Source organism: Colwellia sp., assembly GCF_013214175.1.
Lineage (GTDB): Bacteria > Pseudomonadota > Gammaproteobacteria > Enterobacterales > Alteromonadaceae > Colwellia.
The window spans coordinates 70288-95300 of the sequence record NZ_JABSPA010000011.1; the positions used below are offsets into that span (position 1 = coordinate 70288).

15 protein-coding genes are annotated in these 25013 nt (G+C 38.4%); 4 read left to right on the plus strand and 11 right to left on the minus strand.

What is annotated here, in order from left to right; genetic code table 11:
• Nucleotides 1-42 precede the first annotated feature (42 nt).
• From HRT55_RS19610 to asnB, 3 genes are all read left to right on the plus strand, one after another.
• Complete coding sequence (locus tag HRT55_RS19610; RefSeq protein ID WP_291623997.1) at nucleotides 43-813, plus strand: ABC transporter substrate-binding protein; 771 nt, start codon at nucleotides 43-45, stop codon at nucleotides 811-813.
• A 421-nt stretch (nucleotides 814-1234) separates the two neighbouring features.
• Nucleotides 1235-2659, plus strand: coding sequence for a sensor domain-containing diguanylate cyclase (locus HRT55_RS19615; protein WP_291623999.1), 1425 nt, complete (start codon nucleotides 1235-1237; stop codon nucleotides 2657-2659).
• 258 nt (nucleotides 2660-2917) lie between these two features.
• Nucleotides 2918-4582: an asparagine synthase B gene (gene asnB, locus HRT55_RS19620; protein ID WP_291624001.1), complete on the plus strand. Its 1665-nt coding sequence runs from the start codon at nucleotides 2918-2920 to the stop codon at nucleotides 4580-4582.
• A 144-nt stretch (nucleotides 4583-4726) separates the two neighbouring features.
• Here asnB and HRT55_RS19625 read toward each other — a convergent pair whose 3' ends face one another.
• Nucleotides 4727-6400, minus strand: a complete 1674-nt coding sequence (locus tag HRT55_RS19625) for an amidohydrolase (RefSeq protein WP_291624004.1) — start codon at nucleotides 6398-6400, stop codon at nucleotides 4727-4729.
• 192 nt (nucleotides 6401-6592) lie between these two features.
• Here HRT55_RS19625 and HRT55_RS19630 point away from each other — a divergent pair, with 192 nt between their 5' ends.
• A complete protein-coding gene (locus HRT55_RS19630) occupies nucleotides 6593-7279 on the plus strand; it encodes a cytochrome b/b6 domain-containing protein (RefSeq protein WP_291624006.1) in 687 nt (228 codons plus the stop codon).
• A 168-nt stretch (nucleotides 7280-7447) separates the two neighbouring features.
• On the opposite strand, the gene HRT55_RS19635 is transcribed toward HRT55_RS19630, so the two are convergent.
• From HRT55_RS19635 to HRT55_RS19680, 10 genes are all read right to left on the minus strand, one after another.
• Nucleotides 7448-9307, minus strand: coding sequence for a DUF4105 domain-containing protein (locus HRT55_RS19635; RefSeq protein WP_291624008.1), 1860 nt, complete (start codon nucleotides 9305-9307; stop codon nucleotides 7448-7450).
• A 112-nt stretch (nucleotides 9308-9419) separates the two neighbouring features.
• Entirely contained in the window at nucleotides 9420-9899 is a 480-nt protein-coding gene (locus HRT55_RS19640; RefSeq protein ID WP_291624010.1) for a DUF3015 family protein, read from the minus strand.
• 263 nt (nucleotides 9900-10162) lie between these two features.
• Nucleotides 10163-10642 (minus strand): cytochrome c, encoded by a 480-nt coding sequence (locus tag HRT55_RS19645; RefSeq protein WP_291624012.1) that lies wholly within the window; start codon nucleotides 10640-10642, stop codon nucleotides 10163-10165.
• 155 nt (nucleotides 10643-10797) lie between these two features.
• Complete coding sequence (gene pyrD, locus HRT55_RS19650) at nucleotides 10798-11808, minus strand: quinone-dependent dihydroorotate dehydrogenase (RefSeq protein ID WP_291624014.1); 1011 nt, start codon at nucleotides 11806-11808, stop codon at nucleotides 10798-10800.
• A 130-nt stretch (nucleotides 11809-11938) separates the two neighbouring features.
• The gene (locus HRT55_RS19655) at nucleotides 11939-16804 is read right to left on the minus strand and encodes an NAD-glutamate dehydrogenase (protein ID WP_291624016.1); all 4866 of its coding nucleotides are present in this window, start codon (nucleotides 16802-16804) and stop codon (nucleotides 11939-11941) included.
• Nucleotides 16805-17272: 468 nt separating this feature from the next.
• Nucleotides 17273-19591 carry an MMPL family transporter gene (locus HRT55_RS19660; RefSeq protein WP_291624018.1) on the minus strand — a complete coding sequence of 773 codons (2319 nt, stop codon included), beginning with the start codon at nucleotides 19589-19591 and terminating at the stop codon, nucleotides 17273-17275.
• A 72-nt stretch (nucleotides 19592-19663) separates the two neighbouring features.
• Entirely contained in the window at nucleotides 19664-20698 is a 1035-nt protein-coding gene (locus tag HRT55_RS19665; RefSeq protein WP_291624020.1) for a YCF48-related protein, read from the minus strand.
• A 173-nt stretch (nucleotides 20699-20871) separates the two neighbouring features.
• A complete protein-coding gene (locus tag HRT55_RS19670; RefSeq protein ID WP_291624022.1) occupies nucleotides 20872-22233 on the minus strand; it encodes a DUF1329 domain-containing protein in 1362 nt (453 codons plus the stop codon).
• Nucleotides 22234-22260: 27 nt separating this feature from the next.
• Complete coding sequence (locus HRT55_RS19675; RefSeq protein ID WP_291624023.1) at nucleotides 22261-24378, minus strand: DUF1302 domain-containing protein; 2118 nt, start codon at nucleotides 24376-24378, stop codon at nucleotides 22261-22263.
• A gap of 376 nt (nucleotides 24379-24754) precedes the next feature.
• Nucleotides 24755-24970 (minus strand): DUF2835 domain-containing protein, encoded by a 216-nt coding sequence (locus HRT55_RS19680; protein ID WP_291624024.1) that lies wholly within the window; start codon nucleotides 24968-24970, stop codon nucleotides 24755-24757.
• Between the last annotated feature and the right edge of the window lie 43 nt (nucleotides 24971-25013).

The window sequence follows — 25013 nt, forward strand, 5'->3', positions numbered from 1 at the left end:
CCAAGTAGTAATCATGATTAATGTATTATTAGCTTAAATCGAATGTTCAAAAACACCTTAAAACTCAATAGCCTTGTTAGCTTATTGATTCTCACAATCTTACCCATGCCATTAGTCGCTAAAGAGCTATTGATGTTAACTGATGATGGCCCGCCACACATGATTGCCGCCTCAAAAAGCGGCATCGACGTAGATATTACCCGTGAAGTTTTACAAATATTGGGCCATAAAGTGAAGGTTGGTATTGCTCCATTAAAACGTACCATGCGTCAAGTTGAGAATAAAGAAGCCGATTTATTTTTACCAACATTTTTTCAAAATGATACCGCCAAGTTGTATTTTTCTGCCCCTATAATTAGCTACCGCCCAATAGCCTTTAGTTTAAATAAAAACAACTTCAAATTTAATAAAATTGCAGACTTGGTTAGTGTACGAGTTATTACATTTCAAGGAGCTGCAGGTTATTTTGGCGAAGAGTTTGTCAAAATATCAAAGCTCGATAGCTATATTGAGCTACATGACATGTCAAAATTTCCAGAAATGTTAATTAAAGCAAGGTGTGACGTTGTAGTTTTGGATTACTACATCTTTTATTATTATTTACAAAAATATCTTAGGCAAAATCCGACAGAGGACTTTTCTGTTGAGGAAATTGATGAGTCTCTATTATTTTCTGAAGTTAAAGCCCATGTTGGCTTTCATGATCAGCACCTACGAAATAGCTTTGATAAACAATTAGAGTTATACAAAAACCAAGGGAAAGATAAGACAGTTATAAGTAAATACCTAGGCACTATTACACCTCAGTTATAAATTCACGCTCATTAATACAGCCTCGTTATCCGTTCGCTGTCACTTAATAAATAATAAATTCAACTAAGCAGTAAGGGCTATATGCTTGCTGCTTGTTTTTCTAGATATACATGATAACTTTCGAATGCTTGTTAAAATACCTTATCCTTGTTTTGTAAATAAGCGAACAATTACTCTACTGTTATGGGTTTGCTGAAGTAGTAACCTTGAATAACGCCACAGTCTTCGGCTGCGAAAAACTCCAGTTACACTACTGTCTCTATTACTTATTTCCGCTGGAATCAAACACTGTGTTTCCATGTTATGAGCAAAAGAGACTCGCTATTTTGTAAATTAGTATATACGCCTATTTTTTTTCAAATTACGCTAGACTAAAAAGAGTGCCATCAAAAGTATTGATGTGTCATACGGTAGGACATTTATGAAAAAGACTTCATGTTTAGCCATTCCAGAAAAAGACTATCTCACCATTGAACAGCGAAAAATACTTAATTGGCATCGTATGATAATACAGGTCAATAATGTTTCTTTATGGCTAGTTGACTTGGCCGGCTTGCTACCTAAATTATCCAAGTACCGACTATTAAATATAAGCGATTACGATAAATATTTCTCTCGACATACCTATGAGCTACTTTATTTAGTTAAGCAAATTGAAATTGTAGACATTAACGAGCAGACCCTTAATCTATATGGATTTTCAGATAAAGCGTTATTTCTCTCTTCTTTGCCAGAGAGGCATACAGTAGATCAAGTTGAATTTTTGAAAAACCTTATTATTACATTACTTGAGGGGCGCCATTACCTCGAAACGGAAGCAACTGCACGCCATAGTAATGGTAATAACTTTAGGGTTAGTATAAAACTCATTATTCCTGAACATGTAGAGCGTAATACTAAGGTTATTATTTCAGTTGTTAGTCTTTTCGATTACGAGCCAGTGGACAGCAAAATCGCGTCTTCGCAGAATATTTACCAAACATTTGTCAACAATGCTTCAGTATGTATTCACGAAATAGATGATGAGAAACGCTTACAATCAATGAATCAAGCGGGTCTTAAAATGTTGAACACAGACAATGTAAACAAAATAAAAGGCTTGTATTATGTCGACATTGTTGCAGAAAAGGATAGGTCCCGTATCAACCATCTAATGCTAAAGGCTTTCGATGGTTACTCCTCCGAGTTTGAATTTGAATTACTAACTGATGAAGGCTTGCGAGTATTCTCATCCTGTTTTATTCCAATGATAAAGTCTGGCAAAAGAATTACACGTATCATTGGTGTGACACAGGACATTACTGAGCAGAAGGCTGATGCAGAGCAGCTTTATCATTTAGCGAATTATGACTATTTAACTGACTTGCCTAACCGTATCAATTTTTTAGGTTCAGTCAAGCAAGCATTAGCACAAGCGATTAGACATCAACATGGTTTAGCTTTGCTGTTTATTGATTTAGATAATTTCAAAGCCATTAATGATAACTTCGGACACGAAACAGGTGATGCATTACTACAAGAAGTATCTCATCAAATTAAACAGTCATTGCGTAAGGAGGATATTGTTTGTCGTTTCGGTGGCGATGAATTTATTGTCTTACTGCCGGTTTTAGGCCAAAGAAACAAAGCAGCTGTTATCGCAAGAAAAATATTAGCCAGTTTTAAAGAAATAGTGGAGATAACCGGCCACCGAGTCACTATTGGAGCAAGTATAGGTATAGCGAGTTATCCTGAAGATGGTAAAGATGACAAATCATTAATATCTCATGCAGACGATGCTATGTATAACGTAAAGAATTTAGGGGGTAATAATTACCTATTTCATTCTGGTAGGGAAAATCGTTGAGCTATTAAAATAACTATAGTTATAACTTTTAGTGCAAAAACTTTACTATTTGGTATTGATCTTTCTACAAAAACTGTCAAAGTGAATGTGTTGCTTTATTCTCACTTTATATTATTTAACTATTTATTGAGATAAAAATAAACAACAGAGGTATGGTCAGGCTCCCCTCTTATAAGAAAACCCTGCCTTACAATTCAGCTTAACTTTCTATTTCAGCGATAAGTTAACATAACAATTTAATAAAGGAGTAGCGCTTCAATGTGTTCGATCTTTGGTATATTAGATATAAAAACAGGTGCAGATGCACTTCGTCCTAAAGCATTAGAATATTCTCGTCTTTTACGTCACCGTGGCCCTGATTGGTCAGGCATCTATCATAGTGAGCATGCCATATTAGTGCATGAACGTTTATCGATTGTTGATACTGAGCATGGCGCTCAACCACTATACAACAGCGATAAAAGCAATATTTTAGCGGTTAACGGTGAAATTTATAACCACAAAGCATTAGCCAGTAACTTAACAGTTGATTACGAATTTCAAACAGCTTCTGATTGCGAAGTTATCTTACCTTTATATGAAGAGTTTGGTGTAGAGTTTGTTGACAAACTACAAGGCATGTTTGCCTTTATTTTGTTTAACGAAAAAGACAATTCTTATTTGATTGCCCGTGACCATATTGGCATTATCCCGCTTTACACTGGTTATGATAGCGATGGTAACTTTTATGTTGCTTCTGAAATGAAAGCATTAATGCCTATTTGTAAAACTGTTGAAGAATTTCCTCCTGGGCATATCTTAGATAGCCGCGTTGGCAAGCTACAAAAATACTACAAACGCAACTGGCAAGACTATGCTGCAATTAAAGACAATACCACTAGTACCACTAAAATTCGTGAAGCATTAGAAGAGTCAGTAAAAAGTCACCTAATGACGGATGTGCCTTACGGCGTACTATTATCTGGTGGTTTAGATTCATCATTAATTTCTGCCATTACGCAGAAGTTTGCTGCCCGCAGAATTGAAGAAAACGATTTAAGCGAAGCTTGGTGGCCAAAAGTGCACTCTTTCGCTTGTGGTCTTGCCGGCTCTCCTGATTTAATTGCCGCACAAACCGTTGCTGACAGCATTGGTACAATTCACCATAGTATTGTTTTTACTGAACAAGAAGGGATAGATGCGCTTAAAGAAGTTATTTATCATTTAGAAACTTATGATGTAACCACTATTCGTGCTTCCACCCCTATGTATTTAATGGCCCGTAAAATTAAAGCCATGGGTATTAAAATGGTACTTTCTGGCGAAGGTGCTGATGAAATTTTTGGTGGTTATTTATACTTCCATAAAGCGCCTAACGCACAAGCCTTTCATGAAGAGCTAAACCGTAAACTCGACAGACTGCATAAATTTGATTGCTTACGTGCTAACAAGTCTATGTCTGCTTGGGGCATTGAAGCACGTGTACCCTTTTTAGATAAGAACTTTATGGATGTTGCCATGCGCATCAACCCTGAAGATAAACTGTGTGGCAATGGAAAAATGGAAAAAGCCATTTTACGTGAGTCTTTTGAAGGATATTTACCTAAAGAGATTTTATGGCGCCAAAAGGAGCAATTCTCTGATGGTGTTGGTTACTCTTGGATTGATGGTTTAAAAGCCCATGTTGCAGCGCTAGTTACTGATCAGCAGCTAGAAAGTGCTAGCTTTAGATTTCCGGTGAATACTCCTGATAATAAAGAAGGTTATTACTATCGTTGTATATTTGAAGAACGATTCCCATTAGCTTCGGCTGCGGATTGTGTTATGGGTGGCAAGTCTGTTGCTTGTAGTACCGAAGAAGCTTTAGCTTGGGATGAAAGCTTTCAAAACAATGCTGATCCATCGGGTCGTGCTGTATTAAGTGTTCATAACGAGAGTTATTAATACCCCCTGGTAACGAACTCGCCTAAAGTAAAAAAGTAAAAGCCGATATTTTTAAAATATCGGCTTTTTTGATTGTCTGAACGAATTAACAACAGGTTATTAGCCAAGTGTTAGGTGCTAATCGTTAACAAATTATAAAAGGGCTCAATTAACGCTTGATTCATTGTTAACTGAAAATACTTTTTTACCTGCTACCCATGTTTGTAACACCTGACTTTGCCATATTTGGCTTGCAGGCATAGTAAATATATCATTGGCCAGCAGAATGAAATCAGCTTTTTTACCTGCCTCTAAGCTGCCTATTAGCTTTTCTTGATGGCCCGCATAAGCCGCATCAAGGGTAAAGCTTCTTAACGCTTCAACAGGTGTCATTTTCTCATCCGCATACCAACCGCCTTGGGGTGAGTTGTTGTGATCTTGCCTAGTAATGGCTGCATGTAAACCATAAAATGGATTGGGCGACTCTACCGGAAAATCTGAGCCAGCAGCAATAATAGCGTTACTATCAAGTAACTTTCGCCATGCATAGGCACCTAAAATACGTTGCTCGCCAAGACGAGTAACAGCCATGTTTTTATCGCTAGTGGCGTGTGTCGCTTGCATTGAGGCAATGACATTAAGTGAGGAAAAACGAGGGATATCGGCTAAGCGCAGTACTTGTGCGTGCTCTATTCTATGGCGTAATAACTTAGTGTTACTTTTAGCAATGCTTTGCTGATAAAGATCCAATATCAATTTATTAGCATTATCACCAATGGCATGAGTGTTTACTTGAAAGCCAGCGTTCATGGCAAAGCTAATATAATGCTGTAAGGTTTTATTATCATGTAATAATAAACCTTTATGTCCCGCGTGATCACTATAATCCTTTATTAATGAGGCACCTCTACTGCCTAAAGCGCCATCAGCTTGAATTTTTACACTGTTAAAAATAAACATTTCATTGTCAGTTTTAAAAGGGCCATCGGCTAATTGTTGTTGCCAGTTTTCGCTGGGTAAATACAACATGCCATTAATACGAATAGTCATATTATTTTCGCTGGCCAACTCTTTATATAAGTTAATATTCTTTTGATCTATGCCGGCATCATGAACACTTGTTAATCCCAAACTTGCCAATGAATACATTGCTTTTGTTAAAGCTAGCTTATCTTCTGTACGTGATGGTTGAGCAATGCTTGCTGTTATTAAATCCATAGCATTATCAATGAAAATACCGGTAGGTTGGCCATTTTTATCTCTTATTATCTCCCCGCCAGCCGGAGATTTACTCGCTGAAGTTATTCCCGCTAAGGCCATGGCTTTAGAGTTTGCCCAGCCAGCATGACCATCAACTCGTCTAAGCCATACAGGTTTGTCCGGAAAAGCTTTATCTAAACTTTTAGCATTAGGGTAAGCATTATTAGACCATTGCACCTGGTTCCAGCCCCGACCTAGGACCCAGCTCAATGATGCATTATCTTTGGCATAATCTATTGTACGGTTAACGGCATCATCTTCAGAAAACGTATTAACCAGATCAACGCGCAGCAAACTGTGTCCATAGCCGAGTACATGACCATGTGCATCAATTAATCCTGGCAGCATCGTTTTACCATGGCCATCAATAACCACCACATCATTCGCTAAATCAACGACTTCACCTGCTTGATATGTTTTATTGATGGTGTCATTAGTGAACGAGATGGCAGAAAATCTCATTAAGGTATCACCACTAAGGGTGTAACCGTTTACATTCTTTATTAAGGTTGTTTGCGCCATCAGCGGCATAGTGATGAGTAGTGAAGTAATGGCACTAATAAATTGAAGTTTCTTCATGATATTTCTATTGTTATTTTCGTTAATTTTAGCAGCGAATAAGTTTACTTTAACATGCTCCAACAACATAGAAAAAATAAATGCCAAAACAATAATAGTCATTGGTAACATTTAGCAACTTAACTTCACATAGTCATTTAGGGTAATATAGCGCTTTGGTTTACTACCCTATTAGCAATTAAAGGTTATCACGTGACAGAAAAACATCTTATTTGGGATTTACCCTTACGCATTTTTCATTGGAGCTTTGCCATTACTATTTTGGCTAGCTGGTATACCTCAGAGCAAGACGGAGAGATGGTTGAATTACATATGCAATTGGGTTTCGTTGCCTTAGCGTTAATTGCCTTTCGAATTCTCTGGGGTGTTATTGGGCCAAAACATGCGAGATTTTCCCAGTTTATCCCCTCTCCAAAAACACTTATAAGCTATTTACACCCAGCAAAGGAAAGTAAAGCGACACCTGGTCATAACCCCTTAGGTGCCTTGATGGTTGTATTGATGATAGTGTTAATCTCTTTACAAGCCGTAAGCGGTTTATTTATCAACGATGATATATTTTCTTCTGGGCCATACTACGGCAGTATTGGTAATGATTTAGAGAAAGTCATGGCCTTTATCCATCACAACACCTTTGACTTTATGATTGCCGCAATTGCTTTGCACATTGGCGCTATTGCCTACTATTGGTATATTAAAAAGCAAAACTTAGTTTTACCTATGATCACCGGAAAAAAAGCCGCTAATCAGGTAAGTGCTATTGATGCTATTCCCCATTCCAAGCTAATTCTCGGCTGTGTTGTTGCCATTTGCTGTGTAGGTTTTATTTATTGGCTGGTGATCATCAATGCACCAGTCCTCGAAGAGTTTTTCTATTAAACGCTCCTTAAAGGCTTGCTAAAGACTATCGCAGGTAACTGTTTTAACAAAAAAGGTTAGCCGCTTGGCTAACCTTTTTTGGATTTTTGCTATTTAAACCGTTCAGATTACCTAGGCTTCAATAGCTTTATTTCATATCATTGATAAAGAAAAATAAATTTAAAGTCATTAAAAGTAGTGGCGATATTCCAACTTGAACTCTTGAAAGCTACTGTTGGCATGATCGTTACTTTCAATACGGTGAAATTCAGCAGAGACCCTCAAACTATCATTATCACCAAGTTGTATACTTTGCTGAAAACTCACTCGACTGCGTTGGGTTTGATCCAACAAGAATTGATAATGCTCGGCTTCAATCATCAAGGTGCTTTTAGACCAGTAATGTAAAAAACCTAACTGTACCCCTGGTGCAACGGCGGCAAAACGATCAAGCTTACGATTAAACTCTAACCTGCCCGTGGCAAAAGCAAAAACATGGCTGTTAGCGTGTATTTGGTAACTAACACCGCCACCACCTGAGCCTTGAGTGATTAGCACTTCCTTATTAACTGTCCATTGTTGCTCTACACTGATATTGGCTTTCCATGACCAAGGAGAGAAATAGCTGTTCCTTGGTGATAAAGAAATAATATCAAGTAATTCGGCTTTCTCTAGTTTTATATCACCGCCTTCATAGGCTCTGATCATGATATTGACCATATTTAGTGACATACCTTGGTAATAACCCGCAATAGGGTCAAGTAAGTCATGATAGCTACCTCGGTATTTCATCTCTACGAAAGTTTTATCTAGGTTTTGTCCAAAACTAACGCCGAGCATTGATGTTTTATGGCCAAGATCAGGCCTCAAAGGCTCTTCAATAGGAATGATTAACTTGGTTGGGTTTTCGCTTAGTCGTCTCAGTAATAAGAAGCTTCGGCGTGTAGTGTCTTTAGGGCGACCATTAAACGTATTTTGGTAACGTAAATACCGATAGGCACTATCAACAATAATTTGTTGCTGCTCAAGAGGAAGACTAATAAACGCTGGTATTGTTAATACCTTAATATCTTTAGATAAAGCCAGTGCCAAGGCATTTTCATCCTCGCTTAACATGGCTAACTGTGCTTTTAGCTTAGTTAAAATTGACGCTCGGTAATGAGTCTCTGCGATTAAGTCTGCATCTTGCACAACCCTAACAGTATCTAATGGCATTGCCGTTACCGGAAAATTATTCGCGAGATACAAGCCGGGTCTGGCAACATCAAGTAACTCCAGTAAACGAAAGGAGCAGTTTTCATCAAAAAAGTAATATTCAAAGTTGATACCTTGTAATTCCCATATATGGGCTAACATGGCATCAATTTCATGCTGGTTTAAATTTAATTTATATTCCCATAAGTCTCTGTTTTCCAGGCGGTTATACTCTTTAATTTTTTCAAAATAAGGATTCGCAGCAAAATTACCTGGGTAGCCCCCCGTTAATCCTTTGGCCGCATATAAGAAGCCGGCATCACCTTCAGGTACGGTCGCACCAAAATTCAAGGCATAAGAAAGGTAAGTTGAATCTTGCTCAACATTTTCAGGGTCAAAACGGAAAAAAGTATGGCCATACATAGATGAGGGACTATTGAGTTGCGCTGATGCAAAGACCAATACCACACTGGTAGTGCTGAGCTTGTTGCGCCAGTCTCGATATTCCTGACAATAAAAGGGTTTAACTTCTTTGCTAAGACCTTTAATGTTTTCTAATAAAAATAGCGTTCTTGCCGGAAATTTACATTGAGTATCGTCTTGATTTTTTAAAGCCGCAATAGTGGCTAATAATTCACTTTCTGGGTTTGTTGCGCCGTCAGTCGCTAAAAAGAAACTAGCGTCATCAACATAACTTTGAATATCGCTGCCTTCATTTTGTGTATTAATATGTAATAACGCACGCCATTGCTCAGTTTGTGCTAATTGAGAAATATTCGTTGGCTGCTGTGCAAACGCTTTTACAGTCAACATAAAAAATAAGGGTAAAGATAATAGCGATGCTTTTAAGTTCATAGAGATTACTTGCTAGAAATGTAGTGGTATTGAATGAAAGTTGAAAAATATAAATTAACTAATTAAAAAAGGCTACCTGAAGCAGCCTTTTATCATCGAAAACAACTAGAAACTATACTGTATATTTAACTAACGTTTCGTCATTTTTCATTAAAGAGAACATTGAGCTAACTACATGCTCAGTGGTTACTTCTTCTGAAGGGAATAATGTATTGAAGTTGTTATGAAGTGTCGACTTGAATAAAGCACGGTCTGCTTCTGATACACCTAAAGAAACAGCAACGGCTGTTAATGCTTCACCATCACCACGAGCAACGTCTTCACTGAACTCATCCATAATCATGCTAACATCAATCATTTCCTTACCGCCGTAAGTCAATGTACCTTTAGTTGAACAACCGTTAGTACCGAATGACATACCAAAAGTATTGTTACCAGTTGAGTTGTTTGTTGTCGCAGCTAAAACATGACTAGGAGTGCCTGTTTGACCAGCGAAAAGCATGTTGCCCCAACCACAAGATTGGCTACCCGGTGCATCTGCAAGTGCAGAAGTCGATACTAATAAAGCAGAAGCAATTAATAATTTTTTCATGATAAATCCCTATATTTTTGTTAAATGTTACTAACTGTTAAAATTAACCGTGGTTATTTTAATACATATAATTTTTTAATTCTAGCGATTAAGTCTTTAATTACATGAGAAATTTATCAGTGACTATCTAGTTGCCTATTAATTTTTAACCGTTAAATATTTCTTGTTCACTGATCAGTATTCCCTAATAATGGCCAACAAAAAAGCCCTTGCAGATGCAAAGGCTTTTAAAGGCAAAGTTATTTTAACGATAATGCTATAAATTAATCTTTCTTAAAGTCATTGTGACAACCGCCACACGTTTTACCGACACCACCAATCGCTTTTTTAATGGCACTTTCATCGTTAGATTTTGCCGCAGCAATTAGCTTAGCAGACGCTAAGGTTAGCTTGTCGATATCTTTGTTGAAATGGTCAGTTTCTTGCCAAATTTTGGCTAAAGCTTCCGTTTCAACATCGAACTTTGAAGTATCTGTACGTGTGTAATCAGCTATCATCAAAGATAATTGGTTGATGCGAGTGGCATTTTTTTCAACAATTGTTGCATCAACCGGCGTTTTTCCTTTCGCCATAGCGCCCAATGGCCCCATGTTACTTCCCAATAACTTAAAGATAGATTGGCGTAACTCGGTTGCATAGACAGCGTGTTTTTCAGAGCTTGCTGGTTGCGCCATAGCTGCAGTAGCGGCGACTAAACTCGTTGCAACGGTAATAGCTAATAAACTTTTTTTCAGGACATTCATCGATACTTCTCACTTACATAATTATTATTTTGATGATTTTTCTTTTGATGGTATTTACTCGGCTAGTGTAGCGTAACCGCACGGCTAGACAAGCAACACTTTGTAACAAAACACAAAAATAGAATACTACAAATGGCTACTTGGCATTTCATCACTTACAAGCCGTTTACTATATCTTTAACTAACGGTGGTCCTTGATAAATAAAGCCGGTATATACTTGTACTAAACTTGCGCCAGCAGCTAACTTTTCATTGGCATCATCACTTGACGCTATGCCGCCAACACCAATAATTGGTAGCTTGTTATCAAGGGCTTCACTTAATATTTTGATAACCTGAGTACTTTTATCTTTTACCGGTTGACCGCTTAAGCCACCTTGCTCGCCGCCAAACTCAAGACCTTCAACGCCTTCTCGAGATAACGTTGTATTAGTGGCAATAACGCCATCGATGCCATTATCAATTAAAGACTTAGCGATAGACTTTACTTCATCTTCATTTAAATCTGGCGCAATTTTAACCGTTAGCGGGATATACTTGCCGTACTTTTCAGCAAGTATTGTCTGCTCAGCTTTTAAAGCTGACAATAGATCATTTAATGCATCACCGTATTGTAGCGATCGTAAACCTGGCGTATTAGGAGAAGATATATTCACCGTTATGTACGTTGCTAAATCGTAGACTTTACGCATGCAGTGTAGATAGTCATCTTTAGCATTTTCTTCTGGGGTATCTTTATTTTTACCAATATTAATACCTAAAACACCTTTAAAGTTAGCGGCTTGTACTTGTGATACTAAGTAATCAACACCTTTATTGTTAAAGCCCATACGATTTATAATCGCGTTAGCTTCAGGCAATCTAAAAATACGTGGTTTATCATTACCCGGTTGAGGACGAGGTGTTACCGTGCCAACTTCAACAAAACCAAAGCCCATAGCAGCGAAGGCATTGATACACTCACCATTTTTGTCAAGACCCGCAGCTAAACCAAGGGGGTTAGGAAAATTTATCCCCATAACCGTTACCGGCTTATCTTGTACTTGTTGTTTATAAAAAACATTAAGAGGTGATTTCCCCGTGCTTTTTAAGCCCTTAATAGTCAACTCATGGATGGTTTCAGCGTCAAACTGAAAAAGAACTTTACGAATGGCTGGATAAAACATAATGCCTCGACTTGTAAATAATAATAATAAAAAATCCCCGCTAGGCGAGGATTTTATCAGTTAAAGCGAGCATTACAATATGCTAGCTCTGTTTGACCAAAATAAACTTAGTTAACAGTTATTTTGGTTTTTATTTAGCTGAAACCGGTTGGCAATTTAAGCTCAATAACATTAATTCACGTAACGCTACTGAGAATTTAGCGAAGTCATGAGACTGGCCTACTTTAAAGTCAGCCAAAATGTGCTTCCAACGCTCAAGTGGTTGCTCATTTACGTCAATCCATTCAGTAAGCAGTTGCTCTAAGTCAGCAAATTGAGCATCACATTGGCAGCGTAATACCACTGACGTTAATGAACGTTGTTGCCAATCTAACTCTTCTCTAAATGATGCACGAGCCAGTGCTTGCCAGTGGTTTGCCACTGGTTGGCGAGTAATTTGGTCTAAGAACCAATGTAACTCTAAACGTGCACCCAATTTGAAGTATAAGTTTGCTGCTTGCTCAACTGTACAGTTATTTTCCTGAGCAACTTCAGCAATATCCATGGTCGAAAACAAAGTGCTTAACTGCGCAAGACGTGTAGCAACAAGTTTAGGAACGCCTGCCTCAACTAAATCAGCTGCAACACGCTCTAATCCTTCAACTTCAGTACAGATCATAAAGCTAAATAACTTTTCAGACAAAATGGTAAATGTTGGTTGATACAAGGCAATCGATTCTGCAATAGAAAGTGACTTGTTACGATGACGTAAGAACCAACGAGTTACGCGACGAACAGTTCTGCGGTATTGGAACAACATTTCAGTTTGAATAGCGGTAGATATTTGATTATCTAACACCTCAATTTGCTGCCAAAATTCACCTAGCTCAAACACTGCACTGGCAATAGTATAACAATTAGCAATCTCGGCAATACTGGCACCGGTTTCTTCTTGCATGCGATTAACAAAGTTAAAGCCCATATCATTACCAATTTTATTGGCAAGTTTGGTGGCAATAATTTCTGCTCGCAATGGATGCAATTGCATCTCGGCTTGATACTGCTCACGAAGCTGACGTGGGAAAGCTTCAATTAATAAACTGTTGTGATAAGGGTTATCAGTAATTTCAACATGAACTAAATCATCTTTAAGTACCATTTTACTGTAAGCAAGTAATACCGAAAGTTCAGGACGAGTTAAGCCTTTACCTTGGGCTAACCTATCAGCAATTTCTTCGTCATCTGGAATATATTCTAGAGCGCGATTCAATTTCCCAGCTCTTTCAAGCTCATGAATAAAGCGTACTTGCTCTTTTAGCTGATTAGCACCACGCATAGCGGTGATAGATAACGAATGAGTTTGGCGATAACAATCTTCAATAACTATATCACCGACTTCATCAGTCATATCATGAAGGAGTTTATTACGTTGCTTAATGGTTAAATCACCATTTTGCACCAAGGTATTTAGTAATATTTTAATGTTTACTTCATTGTCTGAGCAATCAACACCACCGGCATTATCAACTGCATCGGTATTAATACGACCACCGTTAGCTGCATATTCGATACGGCCGAGTTGAGTTAAACCTAAGTTACCACCTTCGCCAACCACTTTAGCTTGCAGATCTACACCATTAATACGTAGGGTATCATTAGCTCTGTCACCAACTTCTAAATGTGTTTCTTTGCTACCTTTAACATAGGTGCCTATACCACCATTCCACAGTAAATCGACCTTCATACTTAAAATGGCTTGCATTAAGTCAGTAGGTGCCATGCTTTGTTTTTGTGTACCGATCATTTTTTTGATTTCAGGCGTCAGCTTGATGGATTTCACATGACGACTGAAAATACCGCCACCTTTTGAAATAAGCTCTTTATTGTAATCTTCCCAAGTACAACCAGGTAAATTAAATAAACGTTCACGCTCTACATAAGAACTAGCGGCTTCTGGACTAGGGTCAATAAAGATATGCATATGGTTAAACGCTGCTTGTAAGCGAATATGTTTTGACAACAACATACCATTACCAAATACATCACCCGCCATATCACCAATAGCGATACAGGTAAAATCAGTACTTTGGCAATCAATATCCATTTCTCTGAAATGACGTTTAACTGACTCCCAAGCCCCTTTAGCAGTAATGCCCATGGCTTTATGGTCATAACCAACACTTCCGCCTGAAGCAAAAGCATCACCTAACCAGAAGTTGTATTCTTCAGATAGGGCGTTGGCAACATCAGAAAAAGTTGCCGTACCTTTATCAGCAGCGACCACAAGATAAGCGTCATCATCATCTAAACGAACCACATCTTTTGGTGGTACAACTTCGCCGGCAACAATGTTATCAGTAATGTCTAACAAAGCACGAATAAAGGTACGGTAACACTCTTTACCTGCTTCGAAAATTTCTTGACGTGAGCCATTAGGTAATTGTTTACAGACAAAACCACCTTTAGCGCCTACTGGTACAATGACAGTATTTTTAACTTGCTGTGCTTTAACTAAACCAAGGACTTCAGTACGGAAATCTTCACTTCTATCTGACCAACGTAAACCGCCTCGAGCAACTTTACCTCCGCGTAAATGCACACCTTCAATTTGTGGTGAATAAACAAATATCTCAAATTTTGGTACTGGCTGAGGCATTTCGCTTATTAGCTCAGGAAGGATTTTAAATGAAATGTACGATTTATCACCTTTCACCGGGTCAGCTTGGAAATAGTTAGTTCGGATAGTTGCATTAATCAATTCGACAAAACGGCGAATAATGCGGTCATCGTCTAGGTTAGCAACATCATCAAGTGAACTCTCAATTTCTGCTAATAGTTTATTGGTTGCTTTTTCTTTCGCTGAAGCAGTTGATTTACTTTTTGGATCAAAGCGTAAAACAAATAACTTAATCAGTAATTCAGCCATATCAGGGTAGCGAGAGAAGGTGTTTTCAATATAACTCTGGCTAAAACGACCACCAATTTGGCGTTCATACTTAGCAAAAGCACGTAAAATTGACACTGCTCGACCTTCAATGCCGGCACCTAAAATAAGGCGGTTAAAACCATCGTCTTCTAAATCGCCATGCCATACTTTAGCAAAAGCATCTTGGAAAAGCGTTCTAACTTTGTAAACATCGAACTTACCTTCACCGGTAAGGAACATAGAAAAGTCTAATATCCAGCTTGTTTCGCCATCAGAAGTTTGGATTGCATAAGGCCTTTCGCCAATAACACGTAGACCAAAGTTCTCCAACATTGGCAATACATCACTTAAGTGAATAGGTTCGCCAGTATGGAATAATTTTAATCTAACAAAACGGCTATCAGGCTTCTCTTCAAGCGGTTGATAAAAAAGCATTTCCAAATCATTTTCTGCGGTGATATTTTCTAATTTTTCAATATCAACAATGGCAGAGCCTGGTAATACTTCATCTTTATAAGCTTGTGGAAATTTAACATATTTACGGCTCAGGGCTTTCGCTGCGGCTTCACCACGATTAGCTCCTAAAGCACTGACAAGTTTATCATCCCAATTACGGGCGGCTTCGTTTAAATTCTTTTCTATTTCTTTCACGTCTATATCTGCTTTAGTTGAGTTAACTCGAACAATGTAATGGGTTCTAGCATGAACCGACTCTGAGAAGAACGTTGTAAATTCAACCTCTTCATTACTATCAAATACTTCTTGAAGTAAGTTTTGCGTTTCAATACGTAATTTGGTGTTGTAGCGCTCTCTTGGTACATAAACCATACAAGAGTAGAAACGATCAAAAGCATCACGGCGAACAAACAAGCCAGTATAGTCACGTTCCTGCATCTGCAAAATGCCAGTAACATTGTGCAATAGCTCTTCTACCGAAGACTGTAAAATTTCATCTCTTGGGTAGGTTTCTAATATATTAATGAGCGTTTTGTAGTTGTGAGTACCTTTAGCAAAAGGAGATGCTTTACATACGGCCATCACTTTAGAGTTGATAAGCGGTAAGTCTAGCGCGCTATTGGTGTAATAAGCAGAGCCAAAAAGTCCAATAAAGCGTTCTTCGCCAACAACATTTCCTTTATCATCGAAGCGTTTTACCCCAATGTAATCAAGTTGCGCTGGACGATGAACACGTGAGTTTGAATTAGTTTTAGTTAAAATAAGGTGGTTTTGACCGAGTGCTACTTCTCGACCTGTTGCGCTAAGGCTTGATACAAGACGTGACTTGTTACCTGGCGAATTTTTCATTAAACCAAGGCTAGATTCAACATTGGCTTCTAATGAAATATCGCCCTTAACGGCTTTTACGTCATATGAGCGGTAGCCCATTAAAGTAAAGTTATTAGCCGCCATCCAATTTAGAAAACTTAAAGTGTCTTCTTTATGCGCTTTGGTGCCCGGGTACTTAGATTTTTCAACATCGCCAATAACCTTCTTTAAGCAAGCTAACATCGGCTGCCAATCACTGACGGTTAAACGGATATCTTCAACTACAGAGAGTAAGGTGTTTTTAATGCTACTTAATTCTTTTTCGGTAGCTTGACGATCAATTTCAATTAAAAATATGGTTTCTTCTGAACTGGCTTTTACATGATTATCAACAATAGGTGCTAATTCTGTCACTTCCAATTTTTTATCGCGAGTTATTTTTAGTGGCGCATTTAACATCAAGTGTGGTGATAAACCTAAGCGGTTTAAAGCGATACGGATAGAGTCCACTAAAAATGGCATATCTTGAATAATCACTTCGATAATAGTATGGCTAGACTTCCAACCATTCTTACTTACCGAGGGATTAAAAACATGGATAACAGGTGCATCATCTTTATGCTCGTTAAGTGAACTCCACAAGCTTAATGCAGCACCATACATATCACTCTCATTACGGTGATCGAGATCTAATGAGGACATGTTGCCGTAAAGTAATTGGGCAAACTTTTCCACTAAGGGAGCTGTTTTTCCATCTACTTTCTGTTGAATAAGTTTTGCTACATTGCTAAGAATAACCGAGGGTGAACCGTTTACTAACGCCATGGATGTTTCCTTTTCCTTTTAAAAAGAAAGCTTGAATAATTACTTTTGGTTTTGATAAAGGCTATTACTTTTAACTAAACAAGTTACTAGAATAGAATTTATGCTTTATTTTTTTATATTTTGTCTATCAGAATAGACTATACCGTGGATTTTATGAATAAACTTAGGCTATTGCGAGTGTTTTTTTGTATTTTATTGGCTTATTTTTCAAGAGGTGGATAAGTAAATGAACAGTTTATTTTACAGTTAACAGTGTTTATGCAGTAATGATAAATAGATACTGGTTAAACGGCTTTTTTATTGTTTATTTATGCAATATTCATTGCCGTTAATTGTTTGATTTCAGCAAAAAAAAAGCACTTAATAATACAGTTTTGTATTTAATTAAGTGCTTAATGTCATTTTTTATATAGAGCTAACATTCTAAAACTGACATGAACAATGAATTGTTCCGTAAAAGGTTAGGTTTTAGTTTTTATCGTTATTATTATTTGACCATAAAAAGGCTGACAGTGCCGGTAAAATAATAATAGCCGCCAACATATTAACCAAGAACATGAAGGTTAGTAATATACCCATATCTACTTGGAATTTTAAATCCGAGAAGAACCATGTTGAAACGCCTATCGCTAACGTTAAGCCTGTGATTAACACAGCACTGCCTCGCTCTTTTAATGCTGCTAAATAAGCATCATGGACATTCATGCCCTCTTTAAGCTTAGTGCTCATGGTAGAGAGTATATAAATACCATAATCAACACCAATACCAACCCCTAAGGCAATAACGGGTAGAGTCGATACCGTTAAACCGATATCAAGTACTGTCATCAACCACTGAGCTAATGTAGAGACCACATATAAAGGCACAACCACAACGATTGTTGCTCTAATGCTTCTAAAACTAAGTAAACATAACGCTATTACAGCACCATAAACATAAAGCATCATAGGTAATTGTGCTTCTGCTACCGCTTCATTCGTGGCTGCCATAACCCCGACAGGGCCAGAAGCTAGCTTAAATTGAACTTGTTCGGTGCCTAATTCTTCAGCTGCTGCTTTCACCGCATCAATAACCGTATTGATGGTGTTTGCTTTGTGATCTTCTAGGAATAAAATTACCGGCATAACACTACAGTCATGATTTAACAGGCCGCTTGAAGAAGGTACCCGTGCAATGGACTGTACCAGAGTGTGTTGATTACGCGGGATAACTCGCCACTTAGGGTTACCTTCGTTATAACCGGCATTCACCAATTTAGATATAGACGCTAAGCTTACCGCAGATTGCACACCGGCAACGTTTTCCATCTGCCACTGGAATCGATCGATCGTAGCCATGGTATCGTAGTAGGTACAGGCATTTTCAGTTGTTTCGATAATAACAGACATATAATCGACACTGATTGCATACCTATCGGTAATTAAGAAAGTATCTTGGTTATAACGCGATGATTCGTGTAGTGCAGGAGCACCGGCGTGTAATTCGCCAATTTTTAATGCTTGCCCTTGATAAAACCCTACCGCAAATAAAATAGCCGTAAGCACTAATATCACTCTTGCCGGACCTTTAGTGGCAAAACTAGCCATGAATGTCCAAACAGCACTTTCTTCAGTTAACTGCCCTACTTTTGCCGTCGTTCTTATTTTGGTATAAGAAAGCAATACTGGCAGTAGGATAAGGTTAGTTAAAATGATCATCGCCACGCCAATAGAAGCGGTGATAGCTAACTCTTTAATAATGCCAATATCAATGGATAACAAGGTTAAAAAGCCGACAGTGTCAGAAACTAAGGCAACACCACCTGGGATCAACAAGGCTCTAAAACTTGCTTGTGCAGCTGATGCCGGTGTTAAGCCAATAGCGACTTTTTTAACGACCGAGTTTATCATTTGTACACCATGGCTAACGCCAATAGCAAACACCAAAAAAGGAATCAAAATAGACATAGGGTCTAGGCCAAAACCCAGAGTTGACAACATGCCCATTTGCCAGACAACCGCGACTAACGAACACAAAATAGGTAAAATTGTTAAACGAACTGAATGACAGAAGATGTATACCATCACCGCAGTAATACCAATGGCAAGCGCGAAGAATAGCACCACACCTTTCGCACCTTCGGCAACATCACCAACCATTTTTGCAAAACCAATGATATGAACCGTTATATTATCGCGCTCAAACTCTTGACGAATTTCCTGTTCAAGCTGGCCCGCTATTTCTAGGGTATCAAGCTTCTCGCCAGTATCGGGGTTAATGTCTAATAAAGCCGCCTTAACCATGGCACAACTATAGTCATCGGCAACAATACTGCCGACTATGCCGGCTTTTTCAATATTAGCTTTAACAACAGCTAAACCTTGAGTTGTCGGTTGAAAGTCAGCGGGAATAACGGGGCCGCCAGCAAAGCCATCTTCAACCACTTCAACAAAGCGTGTACTTGGTGAAAACAGTGACTTCACTTGAATTCTATCAACCCCTGGGATGAAGAAGAGTTTGTCATGCACACCTTTTAAGGCATCAAAAAAACCGGGATTAAAAATATCACCACTATTATCACAAACCGAGATAAGTATAGTATTCGCGCCACCAAAATTCGCCCTATGCTTTAAATAGGTTTTCATGTAGCTATGATTTAGCGGTATGTTTTTGGTAAACGAGGCATCAAGCCTAATTTGTGTCGCTTGAAAAATAAAAAATGCGCTGGTGATGATAAATAACATTAACACCAGGAATTTATGACGAAATAGGCCTACTTCAATACGACTAGCCAGAGAAATTTTCATAGTGATTCATTCCGAACTTTATTATATTTAATGATTAAATTGCTTTTAACTGCTTTTAAACGATTGTGTTTGTTAATTGCTAGGTAAATTCAATACCTTAATACCAACATCTGAAACGGCCAATAATCGCCCTTTAAACCATACACCAGCAATTAAGGTTTTACCGTCTTGTTGAGGTCTTTGGCTGAAGCTTTCACCATCATCGCTACTAACCAGTAACATGCCATTATTCCCTAAAACAAATATACGTTCATCATCAGAAAAAACAATATCATTGAGCAATGCCGTGGTGTTGGTGGCTATTTCTTGCCATTGCTGGCCGTTTTTTATGCTACGAAACACATGTCCACGTAAACCAGCAACTAAAATGTTACCACTTTGTGTTCTAGCCAATGAGAAAAATGAGCCCTGGTAAAAACCGTCAAATTGCTGCCAAGTAAGACCAAAGTCATTACTTTTAGCAAGCAAACCAGTTTCACCTAACAGGAATAAAGTCCGGCCATCTTGCACTAATCCGTTGAAGTGCGGCAAAATGAAAGCTATTTCATCTAGGTATGCTTCTTCATCTTCGGCTTTGAGCTCTTTAATGTAGTCGACATCGTCGGCTAATAGAAACTCTTGATGAAATTCACTCTGCCAAGTCGTTCCGCCATCATTGCTGCGAAAAACCTGCCCATAAGCCCCAACAGCAAGACCTTGTTGGGCATTCTTAAAATAAATATCAAGTAAGGGTTTTTCAAGTTCTGGTAAATATTGTTGTACTTGCCAGTTAAGGCCACCATCTTGACTATGTAATATAGTGGCATCATGACCAACAGCCCAACCTAGCTGATCATTTAAAAAATAAACACTGGTTAATGTTGCCTGGACTGGCACATTGGCTTGCTGCCAATTTTCACCATCATTCGACAACAAAATATGTCCATGTTGGCCAACAGCAACTAATTTATTTTGGCCGATGGGGGAAATATCTAATAATAATGATTTACTGGCTAAAGCCGATTCGGTTGCAGGCGCTAAGGTAGCAGAAGTTACAGCTAAGTCTGCAGCACGAACGGAGGAAAGGGAAATAATAGAAATAACTGCAAAAGCAACTAATAAACGCATAACAACACTCTTTCTTTTTGATTTCTGAAAATAAAAATAGTAATAAAAATAAAGGTAAAACTTAACTAAATTAAACTATGAACTATGAACTAAGTAAAGTATGTACTAAACAAACACTTAATTCAGCGCTAAAAAAAACGGCTAACATCTGTCAGCCGTTTCCATATTACTGATTATCTACGACCTTCTCGTCTTAGGGCTGCGGGAGTAAAATCTCGCTCATTAAGTTTAGTTGAGAAATCATACATCTTCGTTTCGTTATCTAAGCCGATGGCAATATAACGACGCGACTGCAGATCATGATAAACATCAAGTGTTGACCAAAGTGTCGGTACATCATAATAGTTAATAGCATGGGCTACAGCTACGCGATAAAGCTCATCACGATTATCATAAATATCAGTCACCGCTATTTGCCAGCTATCTTCATCGATATAAAAGACACGCTTTTTATAGATATGACGAGTATTTTCTTTAAGATTAGCTTCTACCACCCAAACACGATGTTTTTCATAACGCACTAGGTCTGGATTGATATGCCCTGGCTGTATAATATCTTCATATTTAAGTTCATCACTATGAAGACGGTAGTCATTATAAGGGATCAACAATTCTTGCTTGCCTTTTAATGTCCAGTTATAGCGATTTGGCGCGCCATTATACATATCAAAATCATCAGTAGTTCTTAAACCATCTGCTGCTGTTCCAGGTGCATCATAAGCAACATTTGGCGCACGACGAACACGACGTTGACCGGTATTGTAGGTCCAAGCCTGACGAGGTGTTTTCACCTGATCCATGGTTTCATGTACTAACAAAGCAGTACCCGCTAAACGTGCTGGCTCTGTCACTTTTTGTTTAAATTTAAATAAAATATTAGTATTTTCTAGTTCCTCAGGTGAGGCGCCCTTAACACTGTAAGGTAATAATAATGTTTCTTTTAAACCAATATAAGTAAAATTACCTGATGCTGTAGGTGCCGCTTGACCTGCAGAACGGGTGACTGATTCACCACGATAACGCAGGGTATGGTTCCAAATCGCTTCTAAACCATTGGCTGGCATAGGAAAAGGAATACCAACAGCAGCCCCTTGAATACCATTACCTTCTTTAACCAGCTCTGCACGTGAAGCATTAGTACGCACAGCCTGATAAACATGTTCAGGGTAAGAAGCACTACGACGTGTTTGATAAATATTCATTTTATAAGTATCAGGATAGGTCTCAAATAACTTGATTTGACCTGGTGTTAACAGCCCTTTGTACTCAGCAACATTACTTGCAGTAATGGTGAATTGTATTTTATCATTAGGAAAAGGATCAATATGGTGATCACCAACCGTATATCCCGCAGGAGCTTTAGTAATCCCGCCCTTCCACTCAGGAATTGAACCGTCTTTATTCGCTGCACGAGTTGCGCCAACTGGCGTTAATTCCGCTGACAATTTTGCCACTTGATCGCTAGGTACTTTAGCTAAAGCACCTGTTGATAAGACCATAGAGATGGTCAATGATAATAATGTGACTTTATTCATGTTTTTTCTCATGATTACTGCCTTAAATTAGATTGAATAACTTACGCTGAAAGATACATAGTCACGATCTTCCATCTGGTTGGTAGTGCCGACACCACCGAAGAAACTGTTGTAGTTTATATCTGCTGACCATTTACTTTGGTAATCAAATTTCAAACCTAAAGACATTGACTTTCGGTCTTCAATAAACATAAACAGTGGATCTGGTGTAATACCTTTAACATCATGAGCAAAGACAATACGTGGCGACAAATTGATACCAGCAAAAACATTGGTATAGTCCATTTTAACTACCGCACGATAGCCCCAAGCAAATTCTGTTGGGAATGGGTTAGTTTCAGTGCCACCTTGTAATACCTGCATAAGGCCACCAGTGCTGCCACTTCGCGCAGTACCTGGACCATTTAAACGTAATTCACTTTGCTCGGGCATATCATTAATATTGATACCACCGACTTCAATTAAACCAACAAATTGACTTGCACCTAAAGTAGGACCAAACAAATGTGTTAAGGTCGCTTGTGCTTGCACGGTATCGGATAAAATATATCCTTGTGCTGTTTGACCTGGTTGGTATGGCGTGCCATCAGCTTGCACCATTTGTGAAACACCGTCTAAAGCGGCATATTCTGGACTACCTGTATTAGCAAGTTGCTGTGGTACCGCTGCAAAAAGCAATTCAACATCATCTATTTGCATTGGTTCATCTTGACGGTAACTCACTTCACCAGCAAAGGCAGTGGTGCCGATAGTGGTGTTAAAGCTCATCGCGTACATTTTAATGTCTTCTGGATAATCCAGTTCAACACGAGAAAAAGTATTTAATTCAGTATAGTTAGCTTCGGTAATTTCATTAACCGCTAAATAACCAATATCCCCAGCGACAGCACCAAAATCTGCGGTGACGCCTGAAAATATTGGACGACGGCTATGATAATTTACATGATACAAACTAATTTCAGTATCATTCAGTTCAGGAATAAACCAAGATAAACGCAAACCATATTGGCCACCACCATCGGGTTCATTTTCAGCTTTAGAGCCGGGCGCTCTTAACGTAATATTACCAGCATAAGCCGAGTACATTCCGCCAGCTTTAGCTTTAGCTGCACCTTCGGCTTTAGCTCTTTCTACTGGATCAGCAATAGATGCAGCTGCAGCTAGGTCAGCTCTTAAACCACTACCGATATCATTTAAGCCACCCATTAGGTAATCTAAGTTCATATCAGGATTACCGCCAAAACCTAACTGGACATTATTATATTGTCCACCATCACCGGCAAAATCATTGGTAGAAAAATAACTACCTGGTGGTGGCAGTATGGTCTTTTCCCAAGAGTACTGATAATAGGCTTCAACGTTGAAGTTATCTGTTATGCCCAATGAACCCCACAAGGTACCAACAGGAATAAAGGCTTCTTTTAATTCGGCACCGGGTGCACGTAAACGCGCAATATCAACAGCATTTATCTCACTAATGCCATGAGAAATTAAGGTACTTTCACCCCAGCTAATAACTTGATCACCAAGACGTACAGAGAAAGGCATTTCAGCTATTTCAAAGTCGCCATAAACATAAGCATCAAGTAAGCGAACATCTTGACAGACTTGCTTTTTAGCTTCGCTGTCACGACAGGGATCAAAAACATTACCGGTAATTGCATTTGATGAAGCTCTATCGTCATCCATCATGGCGTAATCATAAAAATACATACCACGAACAAAAATACCGACATTTTGATAATGAATATCTAATTCATGCACACCTTTGAATATTTTAGAAAAACTTTCACCGGCATTGTAATTCAAGTTGCCCGCGTCACCATTGGTGGAGTAGCCGCCTTTACCTTGCGCCCAAATATCTTCTTTCGGTATCGCTGGAGAGAATATATTGTAATTGCTAAAATCAAGACCACTATTGGCGTTGTTAGACTTACCAACATTGTCATTCCAATTTCTATTTTCTGTGCGCCAGCTTGAGCCGATGCTAAAGGTAGAATCAAAACTGATCTCTACATCACCTAACTCAAATCTTGCTGCTTGAACACTATTAACCATTGAGGTTAACAATGTTATCGAAAGCGCAGCAGCAATACCTACAGCTAAAGGTTTTTTGGCAAAGCCATGTTGAGGCTTGTGTTTCATCTAATCTCTCCCCTATTCAAACATGATACTAAAAGATAAAATATCTGTGAAAATTCATCTCTATAAATGTAATCAAAAGTTAGTTTTTGTTTTATTGTTTATCTAACGGCAACAATAATTACATCATTTGACTTAGGTAGCAAGCGTAAAGGTGAGAGTTAAAGCGCTATATTTTAATGACTTGCATTGAAACCAGCAAAGGTTTTAATAGCATGTTTAAAACTAGCGTTTAAAAACAAATCATTACAAAACGGTCATTGTTTTATAAGTTGATGAAATAACGCTGATTTGTTAAAGCTATAACAGTAAAGACACTAACAAAATGGTCAGACCACTGTTTCAAGTGTTTACTCTATTTAAGGACGTTTAGCTTAAATTATTTAACTTTAGATAAGGCTAAAAACTTGTTCTGCTGGGTTTGTAAACAAAAGTGGCCTTGGATACCATTTGCGGTCAGGTACTTTCGTAGATGCATGGCTGGGAATTGAACTTTAATGCCTTGGGTTGTGGTTACCACGACATTTTGCACTTTGCCTTGATAATAGGGCAGGAATTCTTGAGTCGTTATATTGATAGAGAAGTAATATTTCATAGGATTATAATTTAATAACGTGCTCACCGGTAAAAATGAGCAC

What these genes read in the sequence shown, in the direction of transcription:
- HRT55_RS19610 (WP_291623997.1), top strand. Translation starts at nt 43, where the DNA reads ATGTTCAAAAACACCTTAAAACTCAATAGCCTTGTTAGCTTATTGATT.
- HRT55_RS19615 (WP_291623999.1), top strand. Translation starts at nt 1,235, where the DNA reads ATGAAAAAGACTTCATGTTTAGCCATTCCAGAAAAAGACTATCTCACC.
- asnB (WP_291624001.1), top strand. Translation starts at nt 2,918, where the DNA reads ATGTGTTCGATCTTTGGTATATTAGATATAAAAACAGGTGCAGATGCA.
- HRT55_RS19625 (WP_291624004.1), bottom strand. Translation starts at nt 6,400, where the DNA reads ATGAAGAAACTTCAATTTATTAGTGCCATTACTTCACTACTCATCACT.
- HRT55_RS19635 (WP_291624008.1), bottom strand. Translation starts at nt 9,307, where the DNA reads ATGAACTTAAAAGCATCGCTATTATCTTTACCCTTATTTTTTATGTTG.
- HRT55_RS19640 (WP_291624010.1), bottom strand. Translation starts at nt 9,899, where the DNA reads ATGAAAAAATTATTAATTGCTTCTGCTTTATTAGTATCGACTTCTGCA.
- HRT55_RS19645 (WP_291624012.1), bottom strand. Translation starts at nt 10,642, where the DNA reads ATGAATGTCCTGAAAAAAAGTTTATTAGCTATTACCGTTGCAACGAGT.
- pyrD (WP_291624014.1), bottom strand. Translation starts at nt 11,808, where the DNA reads ATGTTTTATCCAGCCATTCGTAAAGTTCTTTTTCAGTTTGACGCTGAA.
- HRT55_RS19655 (WP_291624016.1), bottom strand. Translation starts at nt 16,804, where the DNA reads ATGGCGTTAGTAAACGGTTCACCCTCGGTTATTCTTAGCAATGTAGCA.
- HRT55_RS19660 (WP_291624018.1), bottom strand. Translation starts at nt 19,591, where the DNA reads ATGAAAATTTCTCTGGCTAGTCGTATTGAAGTAGGCCTATTTCGTCAT.
- HRT55_RS19665 (WP_291624020.1), bottom strand. Translation starts at nt 20,698, where the DNA reads ATGCGTTTATTAGTTGCTTTTGCAGTTATTTCTATTATTTCCCTTTCC.
- HRT55_RS19670 (WP_291624022.1), bottom strand. Translation starts at nt 22,233, where the DNA reads ATGAATAAAGTCACATTATTATCATTGACCATCTCTATGGTCTTATCA.
- HRT55_RS19675 (WP_291624023.1), bottom strand. Translation starts at nt 24,378, where the DNA reads ATGAAACACAAGCCTCAACATGGCTTTGCCAAAAAACCTTTAGCTGTA.
- HRT55_RS19680 (WP_291624024.1), bottom strand. Translation starts at nt 24,970, where the DNA reads ATGAAATATTACTTCTCTATCAATATAACGACTCAAGAATTCCTGCCC.